At 44.6% G+C, this 16,630-nt stretch carries 15 protein-coding genes and 1 other annotated feature; of the genes, 9 read left to right on the top strand and 6 right to left on the bottom strand.

What is annotated here, in order from left to right:
* Positions 1–11: 11 nt before the first annotated feature.
* Positions 12–1,442: a bifunctional D-glycero-beta-D-manno-heptose-7-phosphate kinase/D-glycero-beta-D-manno-heptose 1-phosphate adenylyltransferase HldE gene (gene hldE, locus Vt282_RS11375; RefSeq protein ID WP_162063420.1), complete on the top strand. Its 1,431-nt coding sequence runs from the start codon at positions 12–14 to the stop codon at positions 1,440–1,442.
* A 105-nt stretch (positions 1,443–1,547) separates the two neighbouring features.
* On the opposite strand, the gene arcA is transcribed toward hldE, so the two are convergent.
* Complete coding sequence (gene arcA / locus Vt282_RS11370; protein WP_162045623.1) at positions 1,548–2,264, bottom strand: two-component system response regulator ArcA; 717 nt, start codon at positions 2,262–2,264, stop codon at positions 1,548–1,550.
* Positions 2,265–2,665: 401 nt separating this feature from the next.
* On the opposite strand from arcA, the gene Vt282_RS11365 reads away from it, so the two are divergent.
* Both Vt282_RS11365 and Vt282_RS11360 read left to right on the top strand, forming a co-directional pair.
* Complete coding sequence (locus Vt282_RS11365) at positions 2,666–2,974, top strand: DUF3293 domain-containing protein (protein WP_232055054.1); 309 nt, start codon at positions 2,666–2,668, stop codon at positions 2,972–2,974.
* A 30-nt stretch (positions 2,975–3,004) separates the two neighbouring features.
* Positions 3,005–3,490, top strand: a complete 486-nt coding sequence (locus Vt282_RS11360) for a putative 4-hydroxy-4-methyl-2-oxoglutarate aldolase (protein ID WP_162063419.1) — start codon at positions 3,005–3,007, stop codon at positions 3,488–3,490.
* 4 nt (positions 3,491–3,494) lie between these two features.
* Here Vt282_RS11360 and Vt282_RS11355 read toward each other — a convergent pair whose 3' ends face one another.
* A complete protein-coding gene (locus tag Vt282_RS11355; protein WP_162045624.1) occupies positions 3,495–3,941 on the bottom strand; it encodes a ribonuclease regulator in 447 nt (148 codons plus the stop codon).
* Positions 3,942–4,211: 270 nt separating this feature from the next.
* Positions 4,212–4,330: a sequence feature (Thr leader region), on the top strand.
* A gap of 30 nt (positions 4,331–4,360) precedes the next feature.
* Here Vt282_RS11355 and thrA point away from each other — a divergent pair.
* Genes thrA through thrC form a run of 3 tightly spaced genes read left to right on the top strand, consistent with a single transcriptional unit; the run spans position 4,361 to position 9,071 of the window.
* The gene (gene thrA / locus Vt282_RS11350; protein ID WP_162063418.1) at positions 4,361–6,820 is read left to right on the top strand and encodes a bifunctional aspartate kinase/homoserine dehydrogenase I; all 2,460 of its coding nucleotides are present in this window, start codon (positions 4,361–4,363) and stop codon (positions 6,818–6,820) included.
* A gap of 14 nt (positions 6,821–6,834) precedes the next feature.
* On the top strand, positions 6,835–7,791 hold the full coding sequence (gene thrB, locus Vt282_RS11345; RefSeq protein ID WP_162063733.1) for a homoserine kinase: 957 nt from the start codon (positions 6,835–6,837) through the stop codon (positions 7,789–7,791).
* Entirely contained in the window at positions 7,788–9,071 is a 1,284-nt protein-coding gene (thrC, locus tag Vt282_RS11340; protein WP_162063417.1) for a threonine synthase, read from the top strand. The genes thrB and thrC overlap by 4 nt, the downstream gene beginning before the upstream one ends.
* Before the next feature lie 84 nt (positions 9,072–9,155).
* On the opposite strand, the gene Vt282_RS11335 is transcribed toward thrC, so the two are convergent.
* The 4 genes from Vt282_RS11335 to mtnN form a co-directional block, all read right to left on the bottom strand.
* Positions 9,156–9,776 (bottom strand): TRIC cation channel family protein, encoded by a 621-nt coding sequence (locus tag Vt282_RS11335; RefSeq protein WP_162045627.1) that lies wholly within the window; start codon positions 9,774–9,776, stop codon positions 9,156–9,158.
* Between the two features lie 99 nt (positions 9,777–9,875).
* Complete coding sequence (gene btuF / locus Vt282_RS11330; protein ID WP_162063416.1) at positions 9,876–10,694, bottom strand: vitamin B12 ABC transporter substrate-binding protein BtuF; 819 nt, start codon at positions 10,692–10,694, stop codon at positions 9,876–9,878.
* Entirely contained in the window at positions 10,694–11,647 is a 954-nt protein-coding gene (locus Vt282_RS11325; RefSeq protein ID WP_162063415.1) for a cobalamin biosynthesis family protein, read from the bottom strand. The genes btuF and Vt282_RS11325 overlap by 1 nt, the downstream gene beginning before the upstream one ends.
* Positions 11,648–11,674: 27 nt before the next feature.
* A complete protein-coding gene (gene mtnN / locus Vt282_RS11320; RefSeq protein WP_162063414.1) occupies positions 11,675–12,373 on the bottom strand; it encodes a 5'-methylthioadenosine/S-adenosylhomocysteine nucleosidase in 699 nt (232 codons plus the stop codon).
* A 446-nt stretch (positions 12,374–12,819) separates the two neighbouring features.
* Between mtnN and rpsO the strand changes: the two genes are divergently transcribed.
* The 3 genes from rpsO (at position 12,820) to nlpI (ending at position 16,575) form a co-directional block, all read left to right on the top strand.
* A complete protein-coding gene (gene rpsO, locus Vt282_RS11315; protein WP_162045630.1) occupies positions 12,820–13,089 on the top strand; it encodes a 30S ribosomal protein S15 in 270 nt (89 codons plus the stop codon).
* Between the two features lie 292 nt (positions 13,090–13,381).
* Entirely contained in the window at positions 13,382–15,511 is a 2,130-nt protein-coding gene (gene pnp / locus Vt282_RS11310) for a polyribonucleotide nucleotidyltransferase (RefSeq protein WP_162045631.1), read from the top strand.
* 173 nt (positions 15,512–15,684) lie between these two features.
* On the top strand, positions 15,685–16,575 hold the full coding sequence (gene nlpI, locus Vt282_RS11305) for a lipoprotein NlpI (protein WP_162063413.1): 891 nt from the start codon (positions 15,685–15,687) through the stop codon (positions 16,573–16,575).
* Positions 16,576–16,630 lie beyond the last annotated feature (55 nt).

Genomic DNA, 16,630 nt, shown 5'->3' with positions numbered 1-16,630 from the left:
GGAGATCCTTGATGAAACCAGTCCTACCTGACTACAGTCAAGCTGGTGTGCTTATTGTCGGTGACGTAATGCTAGATCGTTACTGGTTTGGCCCAACTGGCCGTATTTCACCAGAAGCACCAGTACCAGTAGTAAAAGTAGAGAATAACGAAGAGCGACCAGGTGGTGCAGCCAACGTTGCAATGAACATCGCATCTCTGGGAGGCCATGCTCATATCGTTGGTTTAACAGGGATTGATGAGCCGGCTAAAATTTTGAATGAAACACTATCTGCATTGAATGTGAAGTGTGATTTTGTTTCACTGCCGAACTTCCCTACCATCACTAAGTTACGCGTACTGAGTCGTGGTCAGCAGCTTATTCGTCTAGATTTTGAAGAAGCGTTTGAGGGTGTCGATCCTGAACCTATTCTTGACCGTATGGAGCAAGCTCTGCCAAAAGTGAAAGCAGTGGTTTTGTCTGATTATGCGAAGGGTGCACTTGAGCACGTACAGCAGTTCATTCAAAAGGCTCGAGCGGCTAATGTCCCAGTGTTCATTGATCCAAAAGGTGCGGATTTTGAACGCTACCGCGGCGCAACGCTTCTTACGCCAAATATGTCGGAATTTGAGCAAGTTGTAGGCAAAGTTAAATCAGAGCAAGAGCTGATTGAAAAAGCACTGGGTTTGATTGAAAAATATGATTTTGAAGCGTTACTGGTGACTCGCAGTGAAAATGGCATGACCTTGATTCGCCGCGACCAAGTACCATTCCATATGCCAACTCAAGCCAAAGAAGTATTTGATGTAACGGGTGCTGGCGATACCGTAATTTCGGTATTAGCAGCATCAGTCTCTGCAGGTAAACCTTTGGATCAAGCGTGTGCGCTTGCTAATGCAGCTGCTGGTGTTGTTGTCGGTAAACTGGGTACTTCAACGCTATCAACGATTGAACTTGCAGAAGCGATTCATGGTAGCCACGATACGGATTTTGGTGTGATTTCAGAATCAATGCTGATCGAAGCCGTGAAGAAGGCTCAATCGCGTGGTGAGAAGGTTGTTATGACCAATGGCTGCTTCGATATTCTGCATGCTGGTCACGTTTCTTACTTGAACCAAGCGGCGAAGCTGGGCGATCGTTTAATTGTGGCTGTAAATACAGATGAATCGGTTAAGCGTTTGAAAGGTCCTGGTCGTCCGGTTAACCCAACGGATCGTCGTATGGCGGTGCTAGCTGGTTTAGGCGCGGTTGATTGGGTTGTACCGTTTAGTGAAGATACACCTCAGCGTTTAATTAGCGAAGTCTTGCCCGATTTGTTGGTAAAAGGCGGTGACTACAAACCAGAAGAAATTGCTGGTGGTAAGGAAGTGATTGCCAATGGTGGTGAAGTCAAAGTGCTGAATTTTGAAGATGGCTGCTCGACAAGTGAAATAATCAATGCCATCAAAGGTGGTAAAGGTTAATCTGCTCATCTAATAAAACGCCCATCAATGATGGGCGTTTTTGTTTAGATAACACTGTTTTTGTAATGAAAAAGGAGCCTTTGAGGCTCCTTTTTCATTTGAAGATTAGTCTTCTAGCTCACCACAAAAGCGGTAGCCTTCACCGTGAATTGTCGCGATGATTTCTGGCGTGCCAGATACTGATTCAAAGTGCTTACGGATGCGACGGATAGTTACGTCTACCGTACGATCGTGTGGCTTAAGCTCACGACCAGTCATTTTCTTCAGTAGGTCAGCACGAGTTTGGATCTTACCTGGGTTCTCACAGAAGTGCAGTAGAGCACGGAACTCAGAACGAGGTAGTTTGTAGCTATCACCATCAGGGCTTACTAGTGAGCGGCTGTTGATGTCTAGGATCCAACCATTGAATTGGTATTTCTCAACACTGCGTTTTTCTTCTTGAACCGCGTTAGAGTTCATAGAACGGTTTAGAAGGTTACGTGCACGAATAGTCAGTTCGCGTGGGTTGAATGGTTTAGTGATGTAATCATCAGCACCAATTTCTAGACCAAGAATTTTATCTACTTCGTTGTCGCGGCCAGTAAGGAACATTAGAGCAACGTTTGCTTGCTCACGTAGTTCACGCGCTAGAAGTAGACCGTTTTTACCAGGAAGATTGATATCCATGATCACCAAGTTGATCTGACTTTCAGTCAGAATTTGGTGCATTTCTTCACCGTCACTAGCTTCAAATACAGAGTAGCCCTCTGCTTCAAAAATACTCTTAAGAGTGTTACGGGTTACTTGCTCATCTTCAACGATAAGAATCTGCGGGGTTTGCATTGGCGTTACCTAAACTTGTAAAAAAAATGTACTAATAGAATAAATACTAGGCAAAACATTACTTACAGGTAATTTGATTTTGACAATAAAATAGAGACGAAAAAAGTGTGTCTCAGAATGCCCGCCATCCTTGGTGTTACTTTCTTTCAGAAGAGGTCCATTTACCTCATTCATCTATTAGGCGATTAAGCCGGATTTTATAGAGTTAACAGCATGCTAACAACGCTCAAATGTTAATTCCATTCACTTTGTTGATTTACATCAAGAGAATCTTTGTAACAGATTTTAATACTAAATGACAATTGTAAAAATACTGGTTATATGATGATTGATGCGCATTTTGGCAAGCTTACTGTGATCCGTACTTCAAATTTGAAAATAGAATTCCAACTGGCGAATTTGTGATAATTACGGCTCAAAATCCAGCGAGTAAGAAGCTATCAGAAGAAGAAAATTGTATAAGAAATAAATGCTTGCAGTGTGATCTGGAGCAATATAATTTTGAGTTTGTCTCAGTCGGCAATAATGACTTTTCGTGGGCTGAAGAGAGTTTTGTGTGTCGAATATCACTCTCTTTTGCTATTGAGCTCGCACGAAAATATCAGCAGAATGCGATTTATTTTGTTCAGGAAGAGCAACTTTTTTTGTTATCTTGTTTGTCGGATCGTACAAATATTAACCTGGGAAACTGGTTGCACAGGATCAGATAAGGAATTCAATAATTTTTCATGGAGGAACACATGAGAGACATAACCCCTGATATTTGCGATAGATTTGGAGATCGCATTAATTTCGTAAATTTACCACTTTGTAATTTCGGACAACGCACAGCGTTTTGGGGACAGGTGGTGACAGTCCGTTGTTATCATGACAATTCAAAAGTTCGAGAAGTGCTCAGCCAAGACGGAAGAGGTAAAGTTTTGGTCGTGGATGGTAATGGCTCAATGCATCGAGCACTGCTTGGTGATCAGTTAGCCATTCTTGCGATTGAAAACAACTGGGAAGGTATTATTGTCCATGGTGCGGTCCGTGATGCTGCGATGTTAGCAGAGATGGATATTGGCATTCAGGCTCTAGGTACTTGCCCAATGAAAACCAATAAGCGTGGGCTCGGTGAAGTAAACGTGACTTTGTCAGTGCATAAGCAAATTATCCAGCCCGGAGAATATATTTATGCCGATTGGAATGGATTGCTGACTTCAAAAGAGTTACTGAATTGGAACTAATGATTTAGAAACGGAAGCCGATTCCGACTTCGAAACCTTTCTGCCACTCTTGGTAATCGAGAGTGGCATGCAAATCGAGATTTTCAGTTAAATGAACACGGCTTTGCACTTCAGCGGCAATCCCTGATTCTTGCCCTTTTGGGGCATCGTTATCGGTATAAGAATGCAATGAGCTTTTCACCGATAGCTTTGGCGAAACTTGATAGCTCAGCCCACTCAAAAAGCCACTCTCGTTATTTTCAACTAAACGCGTACCCACATAAACATCGACTTTTTCGAATAAGTTGTATGAGTAACCACTATCAATGACCCAAGAGTCAAAATTGCGTTGGTTGGTTTCGGTTGAGATAAACAGCTTGTGGGGAGATTGCATTTGATTGAGTTGTGGCAGCTCAGCAGCAATTGCCCCACTCGAAAGTAGGGTGAGGACAAGGCATATTTGTCTTTTCATAAGCCCCCTCAAACCATGTGAGTATAGTTAGTTCCGCTGCTTCGACAATTAAAGCATAAAACTTGAAATTCAGTCGCGTTTTTTAACCATAAGCGATCAAATTTGCTATATCCGTTCTGTTTTTGAGCGAGTTTAGATGGTTAAAGATACATTTGAGAATAAATTCTCGACTGAAAAAACAAAGTTTTCGTTGACTAAATGTTGGAAAATAGGTTAAACGTAGAAGCAAGCAAACACACAGCAGTAAATTGACTACGTAAATGAACAGCCTAAATGTAATGACCACAACCATTATTATTATTACCGACACTACGCGCGTTGGGGCAGGCTGCTAAGCGTAAAAAATTTTAGAAAAGGCCTGTATCCCAAATGGAACAGGCCTTTTTTTATACCAATTGATTGAGAATTCGGAGGAAGGGATGCGAGTTTTAAAGTTTGGAGGATCATCACTAGCGGACGCTGATCGCTTTTTAAGAGCGGCAGATATCATCGCCAATAACGCCCAACAGGAAGAAGTGGCAGTTGTGCTTTCAGCACCTGGCAAAACCACGAATAAACTCGTTGCGGTGATTGAGGCGGCGCTGAAAAACAGTGATGCCGAATTGCAAATAGCGGAAATTGAAGATTTGTTTAGAGGGTTGTTTGAAGAGATCAAACAACGCTTACCAAATATTGAAAGCCATGCTTACAGCAATCAAGTGAAAAGCTCATTGAGCCAATTACGTCAGTATGTTAATGGCATTACGCTACTTGGTATGTGTCCTGATAATGTCAATGCACGCATTATCAGTAAGGGTGAACGTGTATCAATTGAGTTAATGAAAGCTGTGCTTGAGGCGAAAGGGCAGCCAGCAAGTCTGATTGATCCAGTGGAATATCTATTTGCCCGTGGCGATCATCTTGAAGCTATGGTGGATGTTGAACTTTCAACAGAAAACTTCCGCGCTAAGCCGTTACCTCAAGGTCATGTCAATATCATGCCTGGTTTTACGGCGGGCAATGAAAAAGGCGAATTGGTGACGTTGGGCCGCAACGGTTCTGATTATTCAGCAGCGGTATTAGCAGCCTGTTTGCGTGCCGAATGCTGTGAGATTTGGACTGATGTGGATGGTGTATACAACTGCGATCCACGTTTAGTTGATGATGCGCGTCTTTTGAAATCACTCAGCTATCAAGAAGCGATGGAGTTATCTTACTTTGGCGCTTCGGTTCTTCATCCAAAAACAATTGCTCCAATTGCTCAGTTCCAAATTCCATGTCTGATTAAAAATAGCTTTAACCCACAAGGTGCGGGCACTTTAATTGGTCAAGATACGGGTGAAGATAAACTGGCGATTAAAGGTATTACCACACTCAGTGAACTAACTATGGTCAACGTATCTGGTCCGGGTATGAAAGGCATGGTTGGTATGGCTAGCCGTGTGTTTGGAGCGATGTCAGCTTCAGGTGTTTCGATTGTTTTGATCACGCAATCTTCATCGGAATACAGCATCAGCTTCTGTATTGAAGCGGACGATAAAGTGTTGGCAGAAAAAGCGCTAAGAGATGCGTTTGAATTAGAGCTAAAAGAAGGTTTGCTCGAGCCAGTTGAGTATATTGATAATGTCGCGATTGTGACGTTAGTCGGTGATGGTATGCGCACTTCACGCGGAGTTGCATCGCAGTTTTTCTCTTCTTTAGCGGAAGTGAACGTCAACATTGTCGCGATTGCGCAAGGGTCATCAGAGCGTGCAATTTCCGCGGTTATTCCTGAAGACCGTATTTCAGAAGCGATCAAAGCGTGTCACGAGAACCTATTTAACTCGAAGCATTTCCTTGATGTGTTCGTAGTCGGAGTGGGCGGCGTTGGTGGTGAATTAGTCGACCAAATTCAACGTCAGCAAGCTAAATTGGCGCAAAAAGGCATTGTTATGCGCGTGTGCGGTTTAGCGAATAGTAAAGGTGTATTGCTTGATGGGAAGGGCTTGCCACTGGAACATTGGCGTGACCGTTTAAGTGGCGCTTCAGAACCATTTAGTTTGGCGAGTCTTTCTGCATTGGTGCAACGTAACCACATCATTAACCCTGTGCTGGTGGATTGTACATCCAGTGAAGAGATTGCCAGCCAATATGCAGATTTCCTTGCGGCGGGCTTCCATGTCGTCACTCCAAACAAAAAGGCTAATACAGCCAGCATGGCGTATTACCATCAATTGCGTAATGTCGCGCGTGGCTCTCGTCGCAAGTTGATGTATGAAACAACCGTAGGTGCGGGTTTGCCTGTTATTGAGAACTTGCAAAATCTTATTGCTGCGGGGGATGAGTTAGAGCGCTTTACCGGTATTTTATCCGGTTCATTGTCTTATATCTTCGGTAAGCTTGATGAAGGTATGACGCTGAGCCAAGCAACCAATATCGCTAAAGACAATGGCTTTACAGAGCCCGATCCTCGTGATGACTTATCTGGTATGGACGTTGCACGTAAACTTCTGATTCTTGCTCGTGAAGCAGGAATGGCGCTTGAGCTGGAAGATGTAGAGGTTGATGCGGCATTGCCTCCAGGTTTTGATGATTCGGGTAGTGTCGATGAATTTATGCAACGCCTTCCAGAAGCTGACGCGTACTTCCAAGAGTGGTCAGAGAAATCTCGCGCTGAAGGTAAAGTGCTGCGTTATGTTGGTGAAATCACAGACGGTAAGTGCCGTGTAAGTATTGCTGCTGTTGATGAAAATGATCCGATGTTTAAGATCAAAGATGGTGAGAATGCCTTGGCGTTCTACAGCCGTTACTACAATCCAATCCCATTGGTACTTCGCGGTTACGGTGCGGGTACTGAAGTGACTGCCGCAGGTGTATTTGCAGATGTGATGCGTACATTAGGCTGGAAATTGGGAGTGTAATCATGAGTCATGGTATGGATGTAGTGGTTTACGCACCGGCATCAATTGGCAATGTTAGCGTCGGTTTTGATGTATTGGGGGCGGCCGTGTCCCCAATCGATGGTACTTTGCTTGGCGATCGCGTGCTGGTTGCTCGTGGCGAGCAAGCATTTACTCTCAAAACTGCGGGTAACTTTGTCGCTAAGCTACCTACCAATCCACAAGAAAATATTGTTTATGACTGTTGGCGTGTATTTGCTCGCGAGTTAGATAAAAAAGGCGTTGAGCTCTTGCCTGTTGCAATGACTCTTGAGAAAAACATGCCGATTGGTTCTGGGCTTGGTTCGAGTGCTTGCTCCATTGTCGCTGCATTAGATGCGCTGAATCGCTTTCATGGTCAGCCTCTGAATGAGACCGAATTACTTGCTTTAATGGGTGAAATGGAAGGGCAGATCTCTGGCGGTGTTCACTACGATAACGTGGCGCCATGTTATCTTGGTGGCTTGCAATTGATGCTAGAAGAATTGGGCATCATTAGCCAAGAGGTTCCATGTTTTGAGGATTGGTTCTGGGTGATGGCTTACCCAGGAATTAAAGTCTCAACGGCAGAGGCGCGAGCAATTTTACCTTCTCAATATCGTCGTCAAGATGTGATTACTCATGGTCGCCACCTTGGTGGTTTTATTCACGCTTGCCATGCTAAGCAGCCGCAACTTGCTGCAAAAATGATCAAAGACGTGATTGCTGAACCATATCGTGAGAAACTATTGCCTGGTTTTGCTGGAGCGCGCGAGTTTGCAGCCTCAGCAGGAGCGCTTGCTACTGGTATTTCTGGTAGTGGACCAACGCTATTTAGTCTCTGTAATGATCAAGCAATAGCGGAGCGCGTAGCTCGATGGCTCGAACAAAACTACGTACAAAATGAAGAAGGATTCGTTCATGTTTGTCGTCTAGATAAGCAAGGTTCGATTGTTACAGGAAGTAAGCTATGAAGCTTTATAATATCAAAGAAAATGATGAACAGGTTTCCTTTGGCCAAGCCGTGCGCCAAGGGTTAGGCCGTAACCAAGGTCTGTTTTTTCCATCGCAACTCCCTCAGTTTGACGATGTAGATGCGTTATTAGATGAAGATTTTATCTCGCGCAGCACCAAAATTTTGTCGGCATTAATTGGTGATGAACTGGCTCAAGAGCAAGTGAACGCCATGGTTGATGCGGCATTTCAATTCCCGGCGCCGATTAAGCACGTCAAAGCAGGTGTGTATGCGTTAGAGTTGTTCCATGGACCAACCCTTGCGTTTAAAGATTTCGGTGGTCGTTTCATGGCACAGTCGTTAGCGGCGGTTTCGAATGGTGGTAAAATCACAATTCTAACGGCAACTTCTGGTGATACTGGGGCGGCTGTTGCTCATGCTTTTTATGGCATGGAAGATATCAATGTCGTGATTCTTTATCCGAAAGGCAAAATCAGCCCGCTGCAGGAAAAGCTGTTTTGTACGTTGGGTAACAATATCCATACTGTTGCGATTGATGGTGATTTCGATGCCTGTCAGGCGTTGGTTAAACAAGCCTTTTATGATGCAGCATTGCGCGAAGAGATTGGCCTTAATTCTGCTAACTCAATTAACATTAGCCGTTTGATGGCGCAAATCTGTTACTACTTCGAAGCGGCCTCTCAGCTGACTAAACAGCAACGCGAAAATCTGGTTATTTCAGTACCAAGTGGCAATTTTGGTAACTTAACTGCAGGTTTATTGGCCAAAGCTATTGGTCTGCCAGTGAAACGCTTTATTGCAGCAACTAACACGAATGATACTGTGCCACGCTACTTGGATACGGGTAAGTGGGATCCAAAACCTACCGTGGCGACCACGTCAAATGCCATGGATGTGAGCCAACCGAATAACTGGCCGCGTATTGAAGAGCTATGCAAAATTAAAGGTTGGGGCTTAGATACGTTAGGCAAAGGTGCGGTAACAGATGCGCAAAGTGCTGATTCAGTGCGTGAGCTTAATCAGCTAGGTTACCTATGCGAACCACATGGTGCGATTGCCTACCGAGTTTTGGAAGAGCAATTGGCTGAAGGCGAGACAGGTTTATTCTTGTGTACGGCACACCCTGCGAAATTCAAAGAAGTGGTGGATGATATCCTTGGTAGCGATATTGAATTGCCGGGCCCACTGGCTAAACACGCAGCGATGGAGCTTCTTTCAGAAGATCTTGCCAATGATTTCGAAGCTTTAAAACAAGTGCTGAGAAAAGTGCAGAAATAACAAAAAAGGTCGCGAAAGCGACCTTTTTTGTTGGAAGCATTGGAGTGCAACGCTCAGCCTTGCGGTCTCCTAATGGCTATAACATTAGCGGTTTAATGCAAAAATTGGCAATGATAAATGCCAGCGAATGGCGCCTAGGCGAATCACTAATGTTGAGAAGACCCCAACCAAAAATGCAGTATGGTTATCAAAGCCTGCAGTTAGCGCTAACGTGTGGCAAGCCCCACCAATAATACAGGCAGTGGCGTAAACTTCGCTGCGCAAAATCATTGGTACTTCACGTGCTAATACGTCGCGAATAATACCGCCGCCACAACCCGTTATCACACCCATGATAATCGCAACCAGCGCGGAATCTTGGAACATCATCGCTTTTTCTACGCCTATGCCGACAAATACCGCTAAGCCAATTGCATCACAGACAGGCAAAATCCACCAAGCGATTCGTTTCGGACGACGAACGATTAGCATGGTCAAAAGACAAGTGACCAAGATAACCCATAAATAGTTAGTATCGGTGATCCAAAATACCGGAGTTGCACCTAGCGCCATATCGCGAATGGTGCCACCACCAATCGCCGTTACGCTACCAAGAACAATGACACCAAATGGGTCCATTTTTAAACGGCCCGCAAGCAATACACCGGAAATGGCAAAAATAGCGGTACCAAAAAGGTCAATTAAATAAATTAACAAAGAATCCATGTTGTCAGGAACTCAAAACGTAAAACAAAACGGTGGCCACTCTTATAACTAAAGTGGATTAAAATCGGCGCGCATGGTACTGGATTCTTCGCGCAACCGTTAACGCTTTTGTCTCACTGTTTCGAAGAGCTCACAAACTTGCTTAATTGCGAGTAAAGTTCTTTGGGTTGGGCGATTGATCCAGTCGGAATTTAGCGTCCACACCTGCTCTTTTTGTAACGCTTGAAGTTGCTCACTCCAAGGTTGCCACATACTGCCATTTTCGATTGCATGGCGGGAGGTAAAGATCACTTCAGGATTGGCAATAATGACTTGTTCCAACCCGACTTGTGGGTATGGGGCTCGACTGTCGGCAAATACATTCCTGCCACCGCAAAATGAAAACACTTCACTTGGCCAATTATTTTGTCCAACAGTAATGATGGGCTTTTCACTCAATTGATAAAAATAGCTGACAGGCTCTTGAGTTTTATACGTGCTTTTTAGTTGGGTAAGAGTTTGGCGAAAGTGCGCTGCATTGTTTTTCCCAATGCTTGGGTCATCAGCAAATTGACTGAGTTCTTCAATCTTATTGGCAATACCTTCCAGAGTATTGGCATCTGAATAAACAACGTTAACGCCCAACTGACGTAATTTAGCAATGTCTTTAGCCGGATTGCCTGACTCCCACGCCAGTACTAAGTCTGGCTGTAAGGTTAAAACCCTTTCAATATTAATGCTTTGATGGTTAGCGACTTTCTCTAATTTTTGCGCGAATTGTGGGTAATCGCTGTATTCACTCACGGCGACTAATTTATCGCCTAAGCCTGCGGCATAAGCCATTTCAGTAGCTGAAGGGGATAAACTGATCACTCTTTCAATGGATTGAGCATAAATAGAAGTACTGAATAGAGATAGCGCAAGTAACAGGCGAAACATTATAGTCCTTGATTGATGATACCCATGATAAGGCTTTGCAGGAGCAACCAGATCCAAAGGCGATGCAGTAATAATTTTCTTAATTGGGCGAAATGAATGGCAGCTGGGGCAATGCGTCCGCCGAGTTTGGCTCGAACCGATTTTTTGCCGTTATAGATAGCAGGGCCAGCTAAAGAGAGTTCGAGCTTTGCGCCGCAAGCAATTAATAACCAAGCCGGGCCTGGCAAAGGCCAAGATGCGGCTTGTTGTTTGATGGTTGTCATGACTATATTGGCTCGCTGACCAAGCGTGATCAACATGGCAAATAGTCGAAGCGGAAGGAAATCCAATACCGCAAGGATACGGATCGCTGGTAAACCAAAGGGCATAAATTGACGGCGAGTCGGTGACCATGCCCGAGCCAATTCCATGGTCATACGATAAGCAAAAGCACCGATGGCTCCCGCAACGCCATACCAAAACAGTACGGCGACAACATGACGACCATAACTCATGATTAAGGTTTCGCTCCCCGCTTTACCTAGACCGAGCAATGATAAACTGTCAGTTGAACGATTAATCAGAGGGGTGAGCAGGTGTTTCGCCGCGGCATTGTTTTCGTTGGCAAGTAGTTGGGTAAACTCGGTGGCAAATTTCTCGTTATGACGCCAATCAAGCGCGAGTAACAGCAATGCCAATTGGTAGAGCATGGGTTGCCAAACGATATTTTGCAAAGCAAATAGCACGAGCAACAACGGCAGCATCATAAGCAGCCACGCAAGGGTGCCTGAGATTAAGCTTTGAGAGTAATGATTTGAAGCGTTAACTTTGTTGGCTAATAACTCAGCAAATTTATGCCAGAGAATTGCCGGATGAGCTTCGCGGGGAAAAGGAAGAATCCAATGACAAAGTAATGCGCCCCACATAACGAGGAGCGCACCGTTAGACACTAACTGATGATAAAGTTCTTCCATGAGCTTTTTGGCCTTTTGACCCAGTAATTATGCCTTTAGTAATTCAACCATCTTGATCACCATTTCTGAAGAGCTCTTCGCCGCTAGCGGTAGGAACTCGTCAAAGCTCATGGTGGCTTCTTTGTCTGCAACGTCAGAAATTGCACGTACTACGACAAATGGTACTTTGAATTGGTGACAAGTTTGAGCAACAGCCGCTGCTTCCATTTCTACCGCGATAACTGATGGGAAGTGAGTGCGGATAAACGCTTGACGTTCTGCGCTTGCAACGAATGCATCACCAGTACAAATCAGACCACGCACCGCGTGTTTGTCTTCCATTTGTGCTAGCGCTTGCTCTGCAATGTTCATTAGTTTTTCATCTGCTAGAAACGCTGCTGGCTGTTGTGCCATTTGGCCGATTTCGTAACCAAATGCGGTCACGTCTGCATCGTGGTGACGAACTTCTGTTGAAATAACCACATCACCTAGGTTCAGGCTTGAATCAAAGCCGCCTGCAGAACCAGTGTTGATCACTACGTCTGGTTGGTACTCATCAAGTAAAATAGTGGTGCCAACAGCAGCAGAAACTTTGCCGATACCTGATTGAAGCAATACCACATCAACGCCGTTTAGTTGGCCAGAGAAGAAAGTACAACCTGCTTTCGTTACTTCTTGGCAGTTGTCGATAGCGCTTTTTAGGATGGCAACTTCTTGTTCCATCGCTCCGATGATACCGATTTTCATAGGAAATCCTGTTTATTTAACTAACAATATTTTAATGGCGTAAGTGTACCAGAAAAGGTGGCAATGGGAACTCACGGCTCTCACCCAGTTAAGAGAGTTGAGAGTAGGGCGGCGCTTGCAGATAATTTGGTTGTTATTATGAATAGAACCTATTGTTGAAAGGCCTGAATGCTGTTCAAGGCGGAGTAACAGTGCGAACAACGTCCCGTTATTTGCCAACATTTCTCGCGTGTTGGGTGTTTCCCGCCATAGAGCGTAGCTTTACGTTCTTAATGGCTATTTATCGATTCTCACAGCGAAGCTTTACTTTGTATGCTTTACAACCCTGAGCTTTGTAAAAGCTATTGCTTAACCTCTGTACATCCCATATAATTCGCGCTCCTCGTGTCGGCTGAATCAGAGATTGGCTGGCACAAATATTAACCTACTCTTATTAGGAGAGAATTATGTCTCTGAATGCAGAAACTAAAGCAGCAATCGTTGCTGAATACGCACGTGGCGAAGGCGACACTGGTTCACCAGAAGTACAAGTAGCACTACTAACTGCTTCTATCAACCACCTACAAGGTCACTTCAAAGCTCACAAAGGCGACCACCACAGCCGTCGTGGTCTACTACGCATGGTTTCTCGCCGTCGTAAGCTTCTAGATTACCTAAAAGGTAAAGATCTAGCTCGCTACCAAGACCTAATCAAACGTCTAGGCCTACGTCGCTAATCAGCGACTGCATAGCAGTTTGTCAAAAAAGGGGCGTTTCGCCCCTTTTTTGTTGCCTAAATTTAGCCAAATCTGGTTAATGCCGTTATACTACGCACGGCTGAACCTCGTTTCGAGGTTTTCTCAATAGCTCATAGCATTACAGTCAACCACGTCGGCCAAAAGGTCGCGACTATTAAAAGGGAATTCTTACGAGTTTCTTTTTACTAGTCGCGATTCGTAATGCCTTGAGTTTACATCAACGTAATCTGTGCTTTTTCATCAAGAAAGAGTGCGGACACAAGGAATAACAATGTTCGAAAAACCAGTTGTTAAAACGTTCCAGTACGGTAACCACACGGTTACTCTAGAAACTGGCGTTATCGCACGTCAAGCTACTGCAGCTGTAATGGTAACTATGGATGATACTGCGGTATTCGTTTCTGTAGTTGGTAAGAAAGAAGCGGTTGCAGGTCAAGACTTCTTCCCGCTAACAGTAAACTACCAAGAGCGTACTTACGCTGCAGGTAAAATCCCTGGTGGCTTCTTCAAGCGTGAAGGTCGTCCTTCTGAAGGTGAAACACTAACGGCTCGTTTAATCGACCGTCCTATTCGTCCTCTATTCCCAGAGGGTTTCACTAACGAAGTACAAGTTATTGCAACTGTAGTTTCTGTTAACCCAGACGTGCAACCAGATATCCCAACAATGATTGGTACCTCTGCAGCACTAGCTATCTCTGGTATTCCGTTCAACGGTCCTATCGGTGCAGCACGCGTTGGTCATATCGATGGTCAACTAGTACTGAACCCAAGCAACACTGAGCTAGCAACATCTCGCCTAGATCTAGTGGTTGCAGGTACTGAATCTGCAGTACTAATGGTTGAATCAGAAGCTGACAACCTAACTGAAGAAGAAATGCTAGCAGCGGTTGTGTTTGGTCACGACCAACAACAAGCTGTTATCACTGCAATTAACGAGTTTAAAGCTGAAGTTGCGACTCCAGCGTGGAACTGGGTTGCTCCAGAAGCAAACACAGCGCTTAACGAGAAAGTGGCAGATCTAGCAGAAGCTAAACTAGTTGAAGCTTACCAAATCACTGAGAAGATGGCTCGTTACGACCGCATCCACGAGATCGCAGGTGAAGTTAACGAAGCGATTCTTGCTGAAGATCCAGAAGCGGATGCAAAAGAAATTCACACTATCTTCCACGATCTAGAGAAGACAGTTGTACGTCGCAGCATCATCGCTGGTAACCCACGTATCGATGGTCGTGAAAAAGACATGGTTCGTGCTCTAGATGTACGTACTGGTGTTCTTCCACGTACTCACGGTAGTGCACTATTTACTCGTGGTGAGACTCAGGCGCTAGTAACAGCGACTCTTGGTACTCAACGTGATGCTCAAATCATCGACGAGCTAACTGGTGAGAAGAAAGATTACTTCCTACTACACTACAACTTCCCTCCATACTGTGTAGGCGAAACTGGTTTTGTAGGTTCTCCTAAGCGTCGTGAAATCGGCCACGGTAAACTAGCGAAGCGTGGTATTGCTGCAGTAATGCCATCAATCGATGAGTTCCCATACACTGTACGTGTAGTATCAGAAATCACTGAATCTAACGGTTCATCTTCAATGGCTTCTGTATGTGGTACTTCTCTAGCGCTTATGGATGCTGGTGTGCCAATCAAGTCTTCTGTTGCGGGTATCGCAATGGGTCTTGTTAAAGAAGGCGACGACTTTGTTGTTCTTTCTGACATCCTTGGTGACGAAGACCACCTAGGTGATATGGACTTTAAAGTAGCAGGTACTCACACTGGTATCACTGCACTTCAAATGGACATCAAGATCGAAGGTATCACTAAAGAGATCATGCAAATTGCGCTTAACCAAGCTCAAGGCGCACGTAAGCACATCCTATCTGTAATGGATCAAGCAATCTCTGGTGCTCGTGAAGATATCTCTGAATTTGCTCCGCGTATTCACACAATGAAGATCAGCGCAGACAAGATCAAAGACGTTATCGGTAAAGGTGGTGCGGTAATCCGTGCTCTTACTGAAGAAACGGGTACAACGATCGAAATCGAAGATGACGGCACAATCAAGATTGCAGCAACTGAAGGTGCAGCAGCGAAAGAAGCTATCCGTCGTATCGAAGAGATCACTGCTGAAGTTGAAGTAGGTCGTATCTACACTGGTAAAGTTGCACGTCTAGCTGATTTCGGTGCATTCGTAACGATTCTTCCAGGTAAAGATGGTCTAGTACACATTTCTCAAATCTCTGATAAGCGTGTTGAGAAAGTGTCAGACTACCTAGCAGAAGGCCAAGAAGTTCAAGTTAAAGTACTTGAAATCGACCGCCAAGGCCGTGTACGTCTAAGCATGAAAGAAGCAGTTGAAAAAACTGAAGAAGCCGCTGAAAAACCAGCAGCTGACGCAGAGTAATTTTTCATCCTATTAGCTTAGTTAGCTAAAAGCATGCTATAAAGGGAAGCCGTGAGCTTCCCTTTTTTTATTGGTTCAAAACACGGTTTAATGAGTGATTGTTGGTGTAAATTGCACCAAAAATACACGCAAGGTGTACACTCTAAATTAGTTAGTAACAGGAGTACTTATTTGTGAAATGGTTTCAAACCGTAACGCTCAGCTTAAGCGTAATGCTTGCCGCTGGATGTGCCTCAACGACGGATAATACCCAGTGGTTCTATCCACCGATGGCGGTGCCATTGCAGGCGAGTATGCAGCAAGAAGTACAGATTGCGCGTTTGTCTCAACTCCTTTTGCGTTCTAATTTGTCAGATGAATTACGCGCCAAAATGCTGTACGAACGTGGCAGTTATTATGACAGCGTGGGTTTACGTGATTTAGCCCGTTTAGACTACAGTCAGTCGCTACAGATTAATCCTGCTCAGCCCGATTTGTATAACCTACTTGGGGTTTATTACACCCAAATCGGAGAGTTTGATGCGGCTTATGAAGCGTTCGACTCAACGTTGGATCTTGACCCAAGCAATTCTTACGCCGTACGTAACCGTGCGATCGCCCTCTATTATGGCGATCGCATTGATTTAGCATTGGAAGATATTCAAGCACATTACAATGAGGATCCGAAAGACCCATTTCGTGCTTTGTGGCTATATTGGATTGAGCTAGAAAAAGACCCGCTGATGGCTCGTCAGCAGTTGTTGGATCTATATCAAGACCGTGATGGACAGTGGGGGTGGGTACTGGTGGCACTCACTCTTGGTGAGGTGTCTGAAGAGCAAACATTCAAAGCCATTTTCGCAGGCACTCGTGATAACACGGTATTGGCTCAGCGTTTAACAGAGGCCTATTTCTATCTCGGAAAACGTTATCAGCATCAAGGCGACTACGCAGATGCGATCTCGATGTACAAATTGGCGATTTCATTCAATGTTTTTGAATATGTTGAACATCGCTACGCCTTCTTGGAGCTCAGTCGTATCTTTAATCAAATCAAAGCCGACCAACTGGCGAAGAGCGAATAAGATAAAAGGCCACCGAAAGGTGGTTTTTTATTGCGCGAAAGCAATATTTGAATAG

Origin of the sequence: Vibrio taketomensis, from assembly GCF_009938165.1 — a bacterium.
Lineage (GTDB): Bacteria > Pseudomonadota > Gammaproteobacteria > Enterobacterales > Vibrionaceae > Vibrio > Vibrio taketomensis.
The sequence above is the reverse complement of the archived record's forward strand: the minus strand, read 5'-3'. Positions and strand labels throughout refer to the sequence as shown.